The organism is Massilia aurea, assembly GCF_024753205.1.
Classification (GTDB): domain Bacteria; phylum Pseudomonadota; class Gammaproteobacteria; order Burkholderiales; family Burkholderiaceae_D; genus Telluria; species Telluria aurea.
In genome coordinates, this window is record NZ_JANUGZ010000007.1 from 69,090 (window position 1) to 84,479 (window position 15,390).

The 15,390-nt window shown below is 61.4% G+C and carries 13 protein-coding genes; 7 read left to right on the forward strand and 6 right to left on the reverse strand.

The window, feature by feature from the left end; genetic code table 11:
* The first annotated feature begins 120 nt into the window (after positions 1 to 120).
* On the forward strand, positions 121 to 1,758 hold the full coding sequence (locus NX775_RS22695; protein ID WP_258838046.1) for an ATP-binding domain-containing protein: 1,638 nt from the start codon (positions 121 to 123) through the stop codon (positions 1,756 to 1,758).
* 123 nt (positions 1,759 to 1,881) lie between these two features.
* Here the strand turns inward: NX775_RS22695 and leuA are convergent, their stop codons facing one another.
* The gene (gene leuA / locus NX775_RS22700) at positions 1,882 to 3,564 is read right to left on the reverse strand and encodes a 2-isopropylmalate synthase (RefSeq protein WP_258838094.1); all 1,683 of its coding nucleotides are present in this window, start codon (positions 3,562 to 3,564) and stop codon (positions 1,882 to 1,884) included.
* A gap of 602 nt (positions 3,565 to 4,166) precedes the next feature.
* On the opposite strand from leuA, the gene NX775_RS22705 reads away from it, so the two are divergent.
* Both NX775_RS22705 and NX775_RS22710 read left to right on the forward strand, forming a co-directional pair.
* Positions 4,167 to 5,273: an NHL repeat-containing protein gene (locus NX775_RS22705; protein ID WP_258838047.1), complete on the forward strand. Its 1,107-nt coding sequence runs from the start codon at positions 4,167 to 4,169 to the stop codon at positions 5,271 to 5,273.
* A gap of 26 nt (positions 5,274 to 5,299) precedes the next feature.
* On the forward strand, positions 5,300 to 5,623 hold the full coding sequence (locus NX775_RS22710) for a hypothetical protein (protein ID WP_258838048.1): 324 nt from the start codon (positions 5,300 to 5,302) through the stop codon (positions 5,621 to 5,623).
* Here NX775_RS22710 and NX775_RS22715 read toward each other — a convergent pair.
* The 5 genes from NX775_RS22715 to dnaA form a co-directional block, all read right to left on the reverse strand.
* Positions 5,620 to 6,369 carry an HNH endonuclease gene (locus NX775_RS22715; protein WP_258838049.1) on the reverse strand — a complete coding sequence of 250 codons (750 nt, stop codon included), beginning with the start codon at positions 6,367 to 6,369 and terminating at the stop codon, positions 5,620 to 5,622. The two genes, NX775_RS22710 and NX775_RS22715, sit on opposite strands and share 4 nt — an antisense overlap.
* A 141-nt stretch (positions 6,370 to 6,510) precedes the next feature.
* A complete protein-coding gene (locus NX775_RS22720; RefSeq protein WP_258838050.1) occupies positions 6,511 to 6,948 on the reverse strand; it encodes a hypothetical protein in 438 nt (145 codons plus the stop codon).
* 243 nt (positions 6,949 to 7,191) lie between these two features.
* Positions 7,192 to 9,696: a DNA topoisomerase (ATP-hydrolyzing) subunit B gene (gene gyrB / locus NX775_RS22725; protein ID WP_258838051.1), complete on the reverse strand. Its 2,505-nt coding sequence runs from the start codon at positions 9,694 to 9,696 to the stop codon at positions 7,192 to 7,194.
* A gap of 92 nt (positions 9,697 to 9,788) precedes the next feature.
* Complete coding sequence (gene dnaN / locus NX775_RS22730; RefSeq protein ID WP_183555233.1) at positions 9,789 to 10,895, reverse strand: DNA polymerase III subunit beta; 1,107 nt, start codon at positions 10,893 to 10,895, stop codon at positions 9,789 to 9,791.
* Positions 10,896 to 10,991: 96 nt separating this feature from the next.
* Entirely contained in the window at positions 10,992 to 12,419 is a 1,428-nt protein-coding gene (dnaA, locus tag NX775_RS22735) for a chromosomal replication initiator protein DnaA (protein WP_183555234.1), read from the reverse strand.
* A 358-nt stretch (positions 12,420 to 12,777) separates the two neighbouring features.
* Between dnaA and rpmH the strand changes: the two genes are divergently transcribed.
* From rpmH to yidC, 4 genes are read left to right on the forward strand one after another with little or no spacing between them, the layout of a single operon-like run.
* Positions 12,778 to 12,912, forward strand: coding sequence for a 50S ribosomal protein L34 (gene rpmH / locus NX775_RS22740; RefSeq protein ID WP_040378179.1), 135 nt, complete (start codon positions 12,778 to 12,780; stop codon positions 12,910 to 12,912).
* 27 nt (positions 12,913 to 12,939) lie between these two features.
* Positions 12,940 to 13,335 carry a ribonuclease P protein component gene (rnpA, locus tag NX775_RS22745; protein ID WP_258838052.1) on the forward strand — a complete coding sequence of 132 codons (396 nt, stop codon included), beginning with the start codon at positions 12,940 to 12,942 and terminating at the stop codon, positions 13,333 to 13,335.
* Entirely contained in the window at positions 13,332 to 13,604 is a 273-nt protein-coding gene (gene yidD / locus NX775_RS22750; protein ID WP_258838053.1) for a membrane protein insertion efficiency factor YidD, read from the forward strand. The genes rnpA and yidD overlap by 4 nt, the downstream gene beginning before the upstream one ends.
* Before the next feature lie 8 nt (positions 13,605 to 13,612).
* A complete protein-coding gene (yidC, locus tag NX775_RS22755) occupies positions 13,613 to 15,292 on the forward strand; it encodes a membrane protein insertase YidC (protein WP_258838054.1) in 1,680 nt (559 codons plus the stop codon).
* Positions 15,293 to 15,390 lie beyond the last annotated feature (98 nt).

A 15,390-nucleotide genomic window follows, 5' to 3' on the forward strand; every position in this document is an offset into this window, starting at 1 on the left:
TCACTCAGGCAACCATTCGACAGCTTTCCGCGCACCGGGTGCGTGCTATGGACAACGGTGTGTGGCCATCGTGCAAACAGTCTTACAATAGTTTCCACCTTATTAACGTTAGCGGACACCATGGCCCATATCCAACCAAGCGGCTGGCGCGAACTGTCTGTCACCGGCGCCGCCGCCCGCGAAATCGAGACGCTCGCTTATCTGGAGCAGCGCCTGGCCGACACGCCCTACGTGATCTACCACGGCGTGCACTGGACGAATGTCGAGCAGGGTTATTCGGTGTATGGCGACGTCGACTTCATCGTGCTCGCGCCGAATGGCCGCATGGTGGTCATCGAGCAGGTCGCCGGCTTTCTGAACGAGACGCCGGAAGGCCTGGTCAAAAGCTACCAGGGCAAGCCGCGCAAGGTCCGCACGCAGATCCTGGCCACGATCGAGGGCCTGGCCAAGCGTTTTCAGGGAAAGCTGTCCATCGACTACCTGCTGTACTGTCCCGACTACATCGTGCGCGACCAGCCGCTGGCCGGCATCGACGCCGACCACATCATCGACGCATCGAACAAACCCAAGCTCGCACGCGTGATCCGCGAGGCGCTGCCCATCACCGAGCGCACCGACGACTTCGACAAGGTCACGCGCTTCCTGGGCGACACGCTGAATTTGCGGCCCGATCCAAGCGCCATGATCGGCAACGCCGAGGCGATGGTCACCAAACTTTCGGGCGGCCTGGCCACTTGGGCGCGGCGGCTCGACTTCTCGCCATTCCGGCTGCACGTGATCGGCACCGCCGGCAGCGGCAAGACCCAGCTGGCGCTGGCCGAATACAGCGCCGCCATCGACGCTGGCCTGCGTCCGCTGTACGTGTGCTTCAACCGGCCGCTGGCCGACCACATTGAACGGCTGGTGCCGGCTGGCGGCCGGGTCGCGACCTTCCACATGCTGTCGGACGCCTGGCTGCGTGCGCAGGACATCACGCCCGATTACGCGGCGGCGGATGTGTGGGAAAAGATCGAAGCATCGATGGCCGACGCCACCTTGCCCGAGACCTGGCAGTTCGACGTCGTCATCGTCGACGAGGGCCAGGATTTTTCGGTGGCGTGGCGCGACATCGTGCTGCGCATGCTGAAAGAAGGCGGGCGCGCGATCTGGATGGAAGACCCGGACCAGAACCTGTACGGCCGCGGGATGGTGCCGCTGCCGGGCTGGGTGACGCTGCATTCGCATGTCAATTACCGCAGCCCGCGCCAGATCGTCGACATGCTCACGTCGATTGGCGCATCGCACCAGCCGGTGGAGGCGGGCAGCCCGTTCAAGGGCGCCGACATCGAAGAGCTGACCTATCCCGAAGGCGACGTCGAAGCGATGCTGGCGCAGACGCGGCGCGCCGTGACGTCGTGCCTGGCGGCCGGCTTCGGGCGCCAGGACATCGCGATCTGCGCGTTTCGCGGCCGCGAAAAGTCGGCGATTTTACAGCTTGATCGCCTGAGCGACGCGCACTCGCTGCGTTCGTTCACGGGGGCATATGACTTGTTCGGCACACCGGTGTTCCGCGAAGGCGGGCTGCTGGCCGAATCGGTGTACCGCTTCAAAGGGCAGTCGGCGCCGGCGCTGATTTTTACCGAGATCGATTTCGAAGCGCTCGACGAGCAGACGCTGCGCAAGCTGTTCGTGGGGATGACGCGCGCGCGGCTCAAGCTCGTGCTGGTGATGAGCGAGCGCGCGTCGTTGCAGATTGTGGATCGGATGAGTGGGCGGTGAGTTGCGGTTGCGGCGTCGGTGGCTGACCTTGGGTCCCCGCCTTCGCGGGGACGACGTGCTTAATGCAGGGGCCTCAGCCTGAACACCGTCGCTCCCGCGAAGGCGGGAGCCCAAGTGGCATCGTTATGCCGCCAGAGCGTCCGAATTCGGCTCGGCACTCACCACATGGCGGTTCACCGCCGACAGCACCGACTTGAACGACGCCGTCACGATATTGCTGTCGATGCCGACACCGAACAACGTCGGCCCATTGCCCACCCGCAGCTCGACATAGCACGCGGCACGTGCATCGGCGCCCGAGCCGATTGCATGCTCGTGGTAATCCATCAGGCGAATCTCGAGGCCCAGCGCCGTGACGAACGCGTCGATCGGCCCGTTGCCGCGGCCCGAGAACACCTGCGGCGCATGGTGACGCGCCACATCGACTTCGAGCTGCACGTCATGCGCGCTGTCTTCGGTCATGCGGTGCGCGATGTAGTGATACGGCTCTTGCTGGTCCAGGTACTCGCTTGCGAACAGCGCGTGCAAGTCGGCCGGGTTGATCTCGCGGCCGCTCTCGTCGGCCTGGCGCTGCACAACGCGCGAGAACTCGATCTGCAGGCGGCGCGGCAGTTGCAGGCCGTATTCCTGCTCGAGCAGGTACGCCATGCCACCTTTGCCTGACTGGCTGTTGACGCGGATGACCGCATCGTAGCTGCGCCCCAGGTCGGCCGGATCGATCGGCAGGTACGGCACTTCCCAGATGGCGTCGGCCTGCTGCTTCGCAAAGCCCTTCTTGATCGCATCCTGGTGCGAACCCGAGAACGCTGTGAACACCAGATCGCCCGCATACGGATGGCGCGGGTGCACCGGCAGCTGGTTGCAATCCTCGACCAGCTGGCGCACAGCGTCGATGTCCGAAAAGTCCAGGCCCGGGTGCACGCCCTGCGTGTACAAATTCATCGCCAGCGTGACCAGGTCGACGTTACCGGTGCGCTCGCCGTTACCAAACAGGCAGCCCTCGACGCGGTCCGCACCGGCCATCACCGCCAGTTCGGCAGCGGCGACAGCAGTGCCACGGTCGTTGTGCGGGTGGACGCTGATGACGAGCGACTCGCGGTTGTTCAGGTTACGGCACATCCACTCGATCTGGTCGGCGTAGACGTTCGGCGTGGCCGCTTCGACGGTCGACGGCAAGTTGACGATCATCTTGTTGGCCGGCGTCGGCTGCCAGACGGCGCTGACCGCATCGGTGATCTGCTTCGAGAAATCCAGCTCGGTCGTCGAGAACGATTCCGGCGAATACTCCAGTCCCCACTGGGTCTGCGGATGCTGAGACGTCAGATCCTTGATCAGATGCGTGCCCTTGACCGCGATCTGCACGATCTCGTCGCGCTCCATATTGAACACCACGCGGCGGAACACCGGCGCGACCGAGTTGTAGACGTGGACGATCGCGCGCTTGGCGCCAACGGCCGATTCGACAGTGCGGCGAATCAGCTCATCGCGCGATTGGGTCAACACGATGATGGTGACGTCGTCCGGGATGTGCTTGTCGTCGACCAGCATGCGCACGAAGTCGAAGTCGGTCTGCGAAGCGGATGGGAAGCCCACCTCGATCTCCTTGATGCCGATCTTGACCAGCATCTTGAAGAAGCGCAGCTTCTTCTCCGGGCTCATCGGCTCGATCAATGCCTGGTTACCGTCGCGCAGGTCGGTGCTCATCCAGATCGGCGGCGTGGTGATGGTGCGGCTTGGCCACTGGCGGTCTGCCAGATCGATGGCAGGGAAGGGGCGGTACTTGGCGGCGGGATTGGTCAACATGATCGGGTGCTCCTGATTGGTTTGGTCACTGGGCGGCGCGGATGCGCCTGCGGGTGGCGGAGGCTGCCGGGCGGGCCACGAAACGCGAGGCCCGGCAACCGGTCGGTAGGTTTAGCGCTGCGGATGGAACGCAAGCGCTCGCCGCCAGGATGGACCCGGTGAGGAAAAACGATGAAGCGAAAATTGGCGTGGTAGACATCTGCGACTTTCCTGCTGCTGTGGAGACCGGCGTGTGCCGGGCGTACGGCCGAACGATCAGGCGCGTAGTAGCAGTGCAGCTAGCGATAGCGCGCCAGCGGCTGGGAGAGTGTTTGACAGATGCAGGGTGAAAGACATAATTTCGACTTTAAGGAACTCGGCGCCGTATGTCAAGCGGACAATAGGCGCGTGTGGAAAAGAAAGTACGGGAATTCGGGGTGGCATTATTTTCCAGTCAACGTAAAAACGTCGTTCCCGCGAAGGCGGGAACCCAAGTACGTCGCCTGCATCTGACACGCCGCAGGGGAAGGTCCGACGCAGTTTATGCACCAGCCATCACCGGCAGCACCACCGCGCGCAAAGGCCCGTGATAGCATCGTTCGAGATACTTTCTGGAGATTTTGCCAATGCGCCGCCCTGTTAATGATGTGTCCCGTTCGCGCCTGAATCTGCTCGGCGCCCTTGGTTTGATGGCGCTGCTGGCCGGTTGCGGTGACGGCATCCCGAAGGACAAGGACAAGGACGATGACAAGCCGCCACCAGCACCAACGGCGGCGCTGTCGGTGTTCGCGGGCGACCCCACTGCCGACGGGACGATGGACGGCACCGGCACGGCAGCGCGCTTCAATAATCCGCACGGGCTGGCGATCGACAGCAGCGGCAACGTCTACGTGGCAGATCGCGGCAACTACGTCATCCGCAAGATCACGCCAGACGGGGTGGTGACCACGCTGGCCGGCGGCGCAGGGCAGAGCCGGCTGACCAACGGCGCCGCCGCCAATGCGCGCTTCGTCAATCCGGTCGCGTTGACGGTCGGGAGCGGTGGCACGGTGTATGTGGCGGATGATGTAAATATCCGCAGCATCACAACGGGTGGCCAGGTCGCGACGGTGACCACGATCCCGGTTGGCAGCAACGTCGCGACAGCGAGCCGGCCTGACGTCACGCCAGGCGCGATTGCCGTCGACGCCAACAACAATCTCTACATCACCAACAATTACGGCACGCGCCGCTCTGCCATCGGCGCAGGTGGGACGGGGATTTTGGAAGGGCAGAACACGGTCAATGACCTGTTCGGCACGCGCACGCTGGCGCCGCGCGGCGTGGCGGTCGACAGCAGCAATGTCGTCTACTTGTTCGATCTCGAGCGCGAGATCAGTCGCTGGAATCCGACGGCCAATTTTGGGTCGGACAATCTGTTTACGATTGCTGGTGCGCAGAATGCGCGCGGCGCAGTGAACGGCACCGGCAACGCGGCGCGCTTCGAGCAGGTCGTGGCGCTGACCGTTGATCCTCAAGGCAATCTGTATGCGGCGGATGCGGTGAATAACCTCGTTCGCAAGATTACGCCGGCGGGTGTGGTGACGACGGTGGCGGGGACGACGCGGGCGACGACGTTGCGAGTGGGGGATCTGCCAGGGAGCTTGGGCGACATTCGCGGCATCGTTACGGACGGCAAAGGGCTGCTGTATGTGACGTCGGGAAATGCGGTGGTCAAGATTCGGCTGCGGTAAGCAGCACGTCAGCGATAGGGAGATTTATGAAGACGCTTGGCCTGGTTCCTGTTCTTCTTCTGTTCTCCTTCTCGCCCGTTTTCGCAGCGGAAAAGCTGCCAAACGATGTCAGACAGTTCATTGCGCAACGCGACGCGTGCGATCATTTTCGCGGCGAGCTACCCGATCCTGAAGAGGCGGAGCGGATGCGAGAAGTCACTGGCCAGATCGAGAAACGCTGTCGCGGTACCGATCGGCGACTGCATTCGCTCAAAAAGAAATATGGCAGCGATGCCAACGTGAAAAAACGGCTGAACGTGTACGACGAACAGATCGAGCCGCGAGCCAATCAGCGTTCGGTGGCACGTTAATCCAACGCCGGCACCTCGACGATCAGCCGAGCAATTTTTTGATACAAGGCGAGCTTGAATTCATCGCGGTCGATCGACGAGTGGCATCGGCGATGGCAATTTGGGCAGAGGGCGGCCGCATTTGCTGTAGTGTCAGAACCGTGGCTCGACAGTGGCATGACGTGATGGACTTCGAGGTAGGGCAGGCCGTCTCCGCCCATGAACGGTGCGGGAGCATCACAACCTTCGCAGCGACCGTTTGCGACTTGCAGCACCCATGCTTTCACCGCCGGGTCTCGCACGTAAGAGGTCGCAATCGTCGACACCATGGCTGGTTGAAAGCTGCCGAGTGGACGCGTAGCAAGCGTTTGCTGCCGCAATGCCGTCACGTTCCTGGCCAATCTTGCCGGATCGGCTGTTGCAACGAACGGCTCAAGAAATTCGATGCCGCTCGTATGCAGCAGCGTGATCATCTTTTCCTTGACGGTGGTGCCAATATTTTTCGCAGGTAGATAGCCCACGATCCAGGGCATTTTCAGCTCATACAGCGCCGCCGATATATTCTGCATACGGAACTCAATGGAGCCCTTGGTCCGCATCGCAAGTGGGCCGGCCCGTAAATCACGGTTTATCTGGGCCTTGCTGTATGGCTGGCCATTCAATTCGGCCCGCAGCATGTCGAGGTAGGCTTCGATGGCACGCAACAACTCATCGTCCGTCCATGGACTGTTACTGATAACGGGTGACTCGTGGACGGATTCGGACATGACGGGAAGAACATAATGTTCTCCCCAGTCTATCGACTGTTCAATATCTCAGCAACAACATTTGCGAATTGTCGTCGTGGTCGTTAAAAGAAACCACCAGGATGGCCGCTCAGACGGCCGGCCATCCCCAATACTCACCGTTCAAGCCGGCATCATGACAGCCTGAGTACCGTACAAGACCATCCGGCCTCCGTGCTGGCGCTGCCACGCAGCTGCCGTAGGCTGGTCTGCAAACCAGACATGCTCATGGTCGCCGAACGTGCCAAGGTCGAGCCGGAAACGATCCAGAATCTCGCTCGGGCGACGATCGATGTCGCGTTTGCAGGCATCCCAACTCGCATAGCCGAGTTCTGCTGCCAGTGTGCGAAACATATGCTTGAGTTGTAGTTTGGCGCGAGCATGGTAAAGCTCGGTCAGGCGTGGCATTGAAAACGCGCGGGCCGTGTGGACACGGCGGACGATAGGGAGCGCCTTGCTGGGTTGGTCCGAGTGCGCGCTGCGCAACATGCCACGGGCGTGGCGGCGCAAAAAGTCGGTGTTGGTGTCGAGCGGGATTTGTTGCTGAGTTTGGGGGCGCATGCCTGATCCTATTCACATGATGTTGCCGCTCTCGCTACGGCGACTGTGATTGAACAGGTATGACTCCTGAAACGGATTTTCCTGAGCAGGTGCGTTGGCTTTCGCGAGAGCTGGGCGGCCTGCACTGCCCAGCGTCAATACTAGCACGGGTTGCACGCCATGTAACGGTGCCTGTCGCGTATCCAATGAAAAAGGGCCAACCGAATGGTTGGCCCTTTCTGGACGATCGTTCAAGCAAACATCTTAAACGTCGATATTCCCCGCCCGCAGCGCATTCGCCTCAATAAAGTTCCGACGCGGTTCCACGTCATCCCCCATCAACGTCGTAAAGATCTGATCCGCCGCGATCGCATCATCGATCTGCACCTTCAGCAGACGACGCACGGTCGGATCCATCGTGGTTTCCCACAGCTGCGACGGGTTCATCTCGCCCAGACCTTTGTAACGCTGCTTCGACACGCCGCGTTCGGCTTCTTCACGCAGCCACAGCATCGCTGCGTGGAAGTCGCGTACAGCGAATTCCTTCATGCGCTCGCCTTCGCCGCGGCGCACGATCGCGCCTTCGCCCATCAGGCCCTGGAACGTTGCTGCCGAGTTGGCCAGCACGGCGTAATCGGCGCCCGCCACGAAGTCGGCATCGATCGACGTCACCTGCACGTTGCCGTGGTAGATGCGTTCGATGCGCAGCGCGTGCTTTTCGGACAGGTCGTCCGAGCGCACTTTAACTTTCACGGCCGGGTCGTTGATCGATTTTTCCATCGCCTGCGCCGATGCTTCGGCGTTCTCGAGCGTGGTCAGGTCCAGTGCCACGCCGCCGCTAAAGATCGCGGTCAGTGCGGCCCGGTCGATCACGCGCGTCAGGCGCATCATGATGGTGTTGGCCAGGTTGTACTGGCGTGCCAGTTCGCCCAGCGCTTCGCCACTGATCGGTTCGGCGCCATCGCGCGGGATGAGCGACGCGGTGTTGAGCGCGAACGTCATCATGTAGCTGGCTTCTTCGATGTCGTCCTTCAAATAACGCTCGTCGCGGCCGGCCTTGACCTTGTACAGCGGCGGTTGCGCGATGTAGATGTGGCCGCGCTCGACCAGCTGCGGCATCTGGCGGTAGAACAGCGTCAGCAGCAGGGTGCGGATGTGGGCGCCGTCGACGTCCGCATCGGTCATGATGATGATGCGGTGATAGCGCAATTTCTCGACGTTGAATTCGTCCGGGCCGATCGACGTGCCGAGCGTGGCGATCAGGGTCGTGATCTGTTCCGACGACAGCATCTTTTCGAAGCGCGCCTTTTCCACGTTCAGCACCTTGCCGCGCAGCGGCAGGATGGCCTGGAATTTACGGTCGCGGCCCTGCTTGGCCGAGCCGCCTGCCGAGTCACCCTCGACGATGTACAGTTCGGCCAGCGCCGGGTCGCGTTCCTGGCAGTCGGCCAGTTTCGACGACAGGCCCAGGCCGTCCATGACGCCTTTGCGGCGCGTCAGGTCGCGTGCCTTGCGCGCGGCTTCGCGGGCGCGGGCGGCTTCGACGATCTTGCCGCAGATGATCTTGGCGTCGTTCGGCTTTTCGGCCAGGAAGTCGGTCAGGGTCTTGGCGACGATCTCTTCGACCGGGCCGCGCACTTCGGACGACACCAGTTTATCTTTGGTCTGCGACGAGAATTTCGGTTCCGGCACTTTCACTGACAGCACGCAGGTCAGGCCTTCGCGCATGTCGTCGCCAGAGATTTCGACCTTGGCCTTCTTGGCGAACTCGTGCTCGTCGATGTACTTGTTGATCACGCGCGTCATCGCCGCGCGCAGGCCCGTCAGGTGGCTGCCGCCGTCGCGCTGCGGGATGTTGTTCGTGAAGCACAGCACCTGCTCGTTGAAGGCATCGTTCCACTGCATCGAGACGTCGACCGAGATGTTCGTATTCTGGTCCGACATGCGCTCGCCGGTCGCCTGGAAGACGGTCGGGTGCAGCACGTTCTTGGTCTTGTTGATGTATTCGACGAAGCCGCGCGTGCCGCCTTCGAATGCATAGATTTCTTCCTTGCCCGAGCGCTGGTCGGTCAGCTTGATGCTCACGCCATTGTTCAGGAACGACAGTTCGCGAATCCGCTTGGACAGGATTTCGTAGTGGAACTCAACGTGGTTGAAGATGGTCTCGTCGGCCCAGAAGTGCACGTCGGTGCCGCGCTTGTCGGTTTCGCCGATGACCTTGATGGGCGAGACTTCGACGCCATTGACCATCGCCAGTTCGCGGTTTTGCGGCACGCCGCGCACGAATTCCATCTGGTGCACTTTGCCGTCGCGGCGGATCGTCACGCGCAGCAGTTTTGACAGTGCGTTCACGCACGAGACGCCCACGCCGTGCAGGCCGCCGGAGACTTTGTACGAGTTCTGGTCAAACTTGCCGCCGGCGTGCAGCTCGGTCAGGACGATCTCGGCCGCCGAGCGTTTCGGCTCGTGCTTGTCGTCCATTTTCAGGCCGACCGGAATGCCGCGGCCGTTGTCGGTGATCGAAATCGAATTGTCCGAGTGGATCGTGACGTGGATTTCGGTGCAATGGCCGGCCAGCGATTCGTCGATCGAGTTGTCCAGCACTTCGAAGACCAGGTGGTGCAGGCCGGTGCCGTCGGACGTGTCGCCAATGTACATGCCCGGGCGCTTGCGCACCGCTTCCAGACCTTCCAGGATCTGGATCGAGGAGGCGCCATAATCATCCACCGGGATGGCGGGGATATTTTCTGCTGGGGTATTCTCGGACATGGACTACTTTCTTTAAAACTGAGTATTTCAGACCGGCACGCGAAGCGTGCGGTACGCTGCATCCGGGCCGCCGGAGCGGCCCGTTCGAGGCATCAAATACGCATCGGCATGACGACATACTTGAAGTCGCCGACCTCGGGAATCGAGATCAGCGCCGACGAGTTCGAGTCGCCCAGGGCGATGTTGACCTGGTCGCACTTCAGGTTGTTGAGCACGTCGAGCAGGTAAGTCACGTTAAAGCCGATGTCGATCGAATCGCCGCCGTAGTCGATCTCGAGTTCTTCGACTGCTTCTTCCTGGTCGGCATTGGTCGAGCTGATCTTCATGACGCCCGGCTCGATGATGCAGCGCACGCCCTTGAACTTGTCACTGGTCATGATCGCGGCGCGCTGCAGCGAACGCAGCAGCTCATCGCGGCTGATCGTGAAGTCGTTCTTGTAACCCTTCGGGATCACGCGCGTGTAGTCAGGGAACTTGCCCTCAACCAGTTTCGAGACCAGCTCGATGTCGGCGAAGGTCAATTTCACTTGCGACGCGGCGATGTCCAGGCGGACCGTCTCATCGCTTTCTTCGAGCAGGCGCTGCAGTTCGATGATGGTCTTGCGCGGGATGATCACTTCCTGGCGCTCGAACTGCTGTTCGGTTTCTACCGAGCAGAAGGCCAGGCGGTGACCGTCGGTCGCCACGGCAATGATATTGCTGCCGTCGAGCACCAAGAGCAGGCCGTTCAGGTAGTAACGGATATCCTGCTGCGCCATCGAGAAGTACACCATGTTGAACAGGTGCTTGAGCGTCTTTTGCGGCAGCGTGACCGATGCGTTGTAGGTGTCGGCGATCGAGACGGTCGGGAACTCTTCGGCCGCGAGCGTCTGCAGCGCGAAGCGCGACTTGCCGCTCTGCACGGCCAGGCGCTTGTTTTGCAGCGTCATCGTGACGTCGCCCGATTCCGGCAGCGCGCGCAGGATGTCGAGGAGTTTACGCGCCGCGACCGTCGTGCCGGCGACTTCATCGCCCGCGCCGATATTGGCGTGCGTGGTGATCTGTACTTCGGTGTCGGTCGACAGGAACGACACGTTCTGGCCATCTTTGCGAATGAGGATATTGGCCAGAATCGGCATAGTGTGCCGACGCTCGACAATACCACTCACGATCTGCAGTGGCCGGAGAAGCGTATCTCGGGTGGATTTGACCAGTTGCATTTTATCCTCAGTACGTTTGATTGGTTAATTATTACTAAAACGATATTGTGCCATTGCCTGCGGCAAACACAAGGCGTCTGCCCGGCTGCTGCCGGATTACCCTTTCAGGGTCTGTTCCAGCACGTGCAGCTCGTGGTTGCATTCGGGATTCTTCTGGCGGTCGCCCGCGATCTTGCGCACGGCGTGCAACACGGTCGTGTGGTCGCGTCCGCCGAACAGTTCGCCGATTTCCGGCAAGCTCTTTTGCGTCAGTTCCTTGGCCAGGTACATGGCGATCTGGCGCGGGCGAGCGATGTTGGCCGGCCGGCGCTTCGAGTACATGTCCGCGACCTTGATGTTGAAGAAGTCAGCCACCGTCTTCTGGATGTTTTCCACCGAGATCTGGCGGTTCTGCACCGACAGCAGATCTTTCAGCGCTTCTTTGACGACGTCGATCGTGATGTCCTTGCCGTGGAAACGCGAGTACGCCAGGATCTTGCGCAGCGCGCCTTCGAGCTCGCGCACGTTCGAGCGCAGGTGTTTTGCCACGAAGAAGGCGACGTCGTCCGACAGCGTCACGTCTTCGGATTGCGCTTTCTTGAGCAGAATCGCGACGCGCATCTCCAGCTCCGGCGGCTCGATCGCCACCGTCAGGCCGGAATCGAAACGCGAGATCAGGCGGTCGTCCATGCCCGTGATCTCTTTCGGATAGGTATCCGACGTGATGATGATCTGTTTCTTCGCGGCGATCAGCGCTTCGAACGCATAGAAGAATTCTTCCTGCGTGCGGCTTTTGCCGCCGAAGAACTGAATATCATCGATCAACAGCATGTCGAGCGAGTGATAGTAGTGCTTGAAATCGTCGAAGCCCTTGCGTTGATAGGCGGTGACGACGTCGCGCACGTACTGCTCGGCGTGGATGTAGCGGATGCGCGCGTTCGGCTGGTCGGCCATGACCTGGTTGCCGATCGCATGGATCAGGTGAGTCTTACCCAGGCCGACGCCGCCATAGAAGAACAGCGGGTTGTACGACACGCCCGGGTTGTTCGCCACCTGGATTGCAGCGGCGCGCGCCAGCTGGTTGGCCTTACCGGTCACGAAGCTGTCGAAGGTCAGCTCGGTGTTGATGCGGCTTTGCTCGCGTTTCGGCGAGTTGGCGATGTTCAGATTCTGGTTGTGGCTCGGGCCGTTGCCGCTGTTCGGGCTCGGGTGTTCAGCGCCGGGCGCCGGGCGCGGGGCGTTGAAGTCGACGGTCGCGGTGGAGCCGGACGCACCGGCGCTCACCGTGTTGCGCGACGGATGTGTTTTGGGGTCGAGCACAAACTGCACCTCGACCGGCGCTTCCCAGTACTGGGCTGCCAACTCCGTGATGCGGGTGGCAAACTGTGTCTTGACCCAGTCGAGCTTGAAGCGATTCGGTGCGGCCACGCGCAGCTTGCCGTCTTCGTAGTCGAGGGCGACCAGCGGTTTGATCCACGCGCTATATTGCTGTGGCGTGAGCTCAAGCTCTAGCTGCGCGGAACAGGTCTGCCAAAAATTTTCCATTACTTCGCTTGTTGATACGTAACACGCTATTTTACCCGCACCGGACAAAGTTATCCACAGGCGCTACACATATTTTCCACCGAAACGGGCTGTCGGGGTGCCCGGCAGCGGGGCAGGGAAGGGCGATGAAGGCGGCCTGCGAAACAACATCCACCTTGACACTGATGCGCGAATTAGAGTCTAATTCAGGGTTCCCCGTCCGTGCACCGTGTCAGGCTGATAATTTCAGCGGCTGGTAGTCGGGCGAAGAGAGACCTGTGGCATGACGCGAGCTTAATCTGCGAAATTGTCATCGGCGCCGAATCTGACTCAAGTCAGACCCGATTTTGCATCTTATTTTGCTTTAAGCGAGACCACCATGAAACGTACTTACCAACCTTCCGTCGTCCGTCGCAAGCGCACGCACGGCTTCCGCGCACGTATGGCTACCCGTGGTGGCCGTCAAGTCCTGAACGCTCGCCGCGCCAAAGGCCGCAAGCGTCTGGCTGTCTAAGTCACACACCGCACGTTGCGGTCAGTGATGACAGGCGAAGGTTCGCACGACTTCGCGCGCGTTCGGCGCATCGTTAAAACGGATGAATTTTCATCCGTTTTTCGTTTGCGGCCGGCGCAAAAAACGGCGCATTTCGTGCTCTATACGCGACCGAACGCACTGCCGCATGCGCGGCTGGGCGTCGTTGCGGCCAAGCGCTTTGCGCCGCGCGCGGTCACGCGCAACACGATCAAGCGCATCACGCGCGAACTGTTCCGCACCACCGGCCTGCCGCCTGTCGATTGCATCGTCCGCTTGTCGCGGCCGGTCAACGGCAAGGATGGCCCGGCCACGAACCGGGCCCTGAAGGCCGCGTTGAAGGTGGAACTGACGCGCCTGTTTGCGTCGCAGCTGCGGCGCCCGGCGCCGGTGGACGCGGCATGAAAACGCTGCTCGTCTCGCTGTTTGTCGGGATCCTGCGCGGTTATCAACTGCTGATCTCGCCGATGCTCGGGCCGCGCTGCCGTTTCTACCCCAGTTGTTCCAATTATGCGATCGAAGCGTTGCGCGTCCACGGCGCTGCACGCGGCTCATGGCTGGCCGCGCGCCGCGTGGGCCGCTGCCATCCGTGGCACGCCGGCGGCCTCGACCCGGTGCCGCCTCACGGCGCCAAGGAATCCCATTCAGCCGCTTGCGGTTGCAACCACTCCTGAAGACTCCAATGGAATTCAATAAACGTACTGTCCTGTGGATCGTGTTCGCCATTTCCCTGATTGTTCTCTGGAACAATTGGATGGTGGCTAACGGCAAACAGTCGATGTTCTCGCCGGCGCGTCCGGCGCAGGTTGCCCAGCAAAAGCCATCCGATGTGCCGGCTGCACCGCAAGCGGGCAGCAATGCCGTGCCAGGTGTACCGGCCACGCCAGGTGCGCCTGCTGTTCCTGGCGGCGCGCCAGTGGCCGCCGTGGCGAGCCCGCTCGTCACCGTCACCACCGACGTCGTCAAGGTCGACATCGACCCGGTCGGCGGCGTGATCAAGCGCCTCGAGATGCTCCAGTACCGCGATCACTTCGACAAGACCAAGAACCAGGTCCTGTTCAGCGTGAATGGTCCGAACGTGTACCTGGGCCAGACTGGCCTGATCGGCACCACTGCCGCTGGCGTGCTGCCGAACCACACCACGCCGTTCACCGTGCGTCCTGGCGTGCGTACGCTGGGCGCGAATGGCCAGGTGCAGGTCGTGATGGATGCGGAGCAGGGCGGCGTGCGCCTGACCAAGACGCTGACGTTCCGCAAGGGCGACTACCTGATCGGCGTGCGTCACGACGTGACCAATATCGGCACCGCGCCGGTCCAGCCGTCGCTGTACCTGCAGCTGCAGCATGACGGCACCAAGCCGGCCACCGATTCGTGGTTCATGCCAAGCTACACCGGCCCGACGCTCTATACGAACGCCGACAAGTACCAGAAGCTGACCTTCGAGAAGATCGAAAAGGGCAGTGCGGATCACGCGCTGAAGGCCGACAACGGCTGGGTCGCGATTTCGCAGCACTTCTTTGTCTCGGCCTTCATTCCTGCCGACCGTACGCCGCGCGACATCTTCACCAAGAAGATCGCCACCAACCTGTATGCGATCGGTACCGTGCAGTCGATGGGTACCGTGGCGCCTGGCGCGACCGTGTCGGTTGACTCGCGCCTGTATTCGGGTCCGCAGGACGAGCGCACGCTGGAAACCATCACCCCGGGCCTCGAGCTGGTGAAGGACTACGGCATGCTGACCGTGATCGCCAAGCCGATCTTCTGGGTCATGACGCAGCTGCACGCGATGCTGGGCAACTGGGGCTGGACCATCGTCGCCCTGACCATCCTGATCAAGCTGGCGTTCTTCCCGCTGTCGGCGGCAGGTTATCGCAGCATGGCCAAGATGCGTGTGGTCACGCCAAAAATGCAGGCGATCCGCGAACGCTTCAAGAGCGATCCGGTCAAGATGCAGCAAGCCACGATGGAGCTGTACAAGACCGAGAAAATCAATCCGCTGGGCGGCTGCCTGCCGATCCTGGTGCAGATGCCGGTGTTCTTCGCGCTGTACTGGGTGCTGCAGGCCTCGGTCGAGATGCGCGGCGCGCCATGGATCGGCTGGATCCAGGATCTGACGCAGCCTGACCCGTTCTACATCCTGCCGGTCATCTACGCGGTGTCGATGTTCATCACGACCAAGCTCAATCCGCAGCCGACCGACCCGGTGCAGGCCAAGATGATGCTGTTCATGCCGATCGCGTTCTCGGTGGTGTTCTTCTTCTTCCCGTCCGGCCTCGTGCTGTACTGGGTGGTCAACAACATCCTGTCGATCGCGCAGCAGTGGGTCATCACGCGCAAGTTCGAGACGGCCGCAGCGAAGTAAGCTGCCCTGGTCCTTGCGAAAAACCCGCGCCTTGTGCGCGGGTTTTTTTTGGCGTGTGCGATGGACTTGGATTCCCGCCTGCGCGGGAATGACGTGTT

Excerpts from the sequence above, each read along its gene's own strand:
- dnaN (WP_183555233.1), bottom strand. The coding sequence starts at position 10,895 with ATGCAACTGGTCAAATCCACCCGAGATACGCTTCTCCGGCCACTGCAG.
- rnpA (WP_258838052.1), top strand. The coding sequence starts at position 12,940 with ATGACAGGCGAAGGTTCGCACGACTTCGCGCGCGTTCGGCGCATCGTT.
- NX775_RS22695 (WP_258838046.1), top strand. The coding sequence starts at position 121 with ATGGCCCATATCCAACCAAGCGGCTGGCGCGAACTGTCTGTCACCGGC.
- yidC (WP_258838054.1), top strand. The coding sequence starts at position 13,613 with ATGGAATTCAATAAACGTACTGTCCTGTGGATCGTGTTCGCCATTTCC.
- NX775_RS22715 (WP_258838049.1), bottom strand. The coding sequence starts at position 6,369 with ATGTCCGAATCCGTCCACGAGTCACCCGTTATCAGTAACAGTCCATGG.
- gyrB (WP_258838051.1), bottom strand. The coding sequence starts at position 9,696 with ATGTCCGAGAATACCCCAGCAGAAAATATCCCCGCCATCCCGGTGGAT.
- NX775_RS22710 (WP_258838048.1), top strand. The coding sequence starts at position 5,300 with ATGAAGACGCTTGGCCTGGTTCCTGTTCTTCTTCTGTTCTCCTTCTCG.
- rpmH (WP_040378179.1), top strand. The coding sequence starts at position 12,778 with ATGAAACGTACTTACCAACCTTCCGTCGTCCGTCGCAAGCGCACGCAC.
- dnaA (WP_183555234.1), bottom strand. The coding sequence starts at position 12,419 with ATGGAAAATTTTTGGCAGACCTGTTCCGCGCAGCTAGAGCTTGAGCTC.
- yidD (WP_258838053.1), top strand. The coding sequence starts at position 13,332 with ATGAAAACGCTGCTCGTCTCGCTGTTTGTCGGGATCCTGCGCGGTTAT.
- NX775_RS22720 (WP_258838050.1), bottom strand. The coding sequence starts at position 6,948 with ATGCGCCCCCAAACTCAGCAACAAATCCCGCTCGACACCAACACCGAC.
- NX775_RS22705 (WP_258838047.1), top strand. The coding sequence starts at position 4,167 with ATGCGCCGCCCTGTTAATGATGTGTCCCGTTCGCGCCTGAATCTGCTC.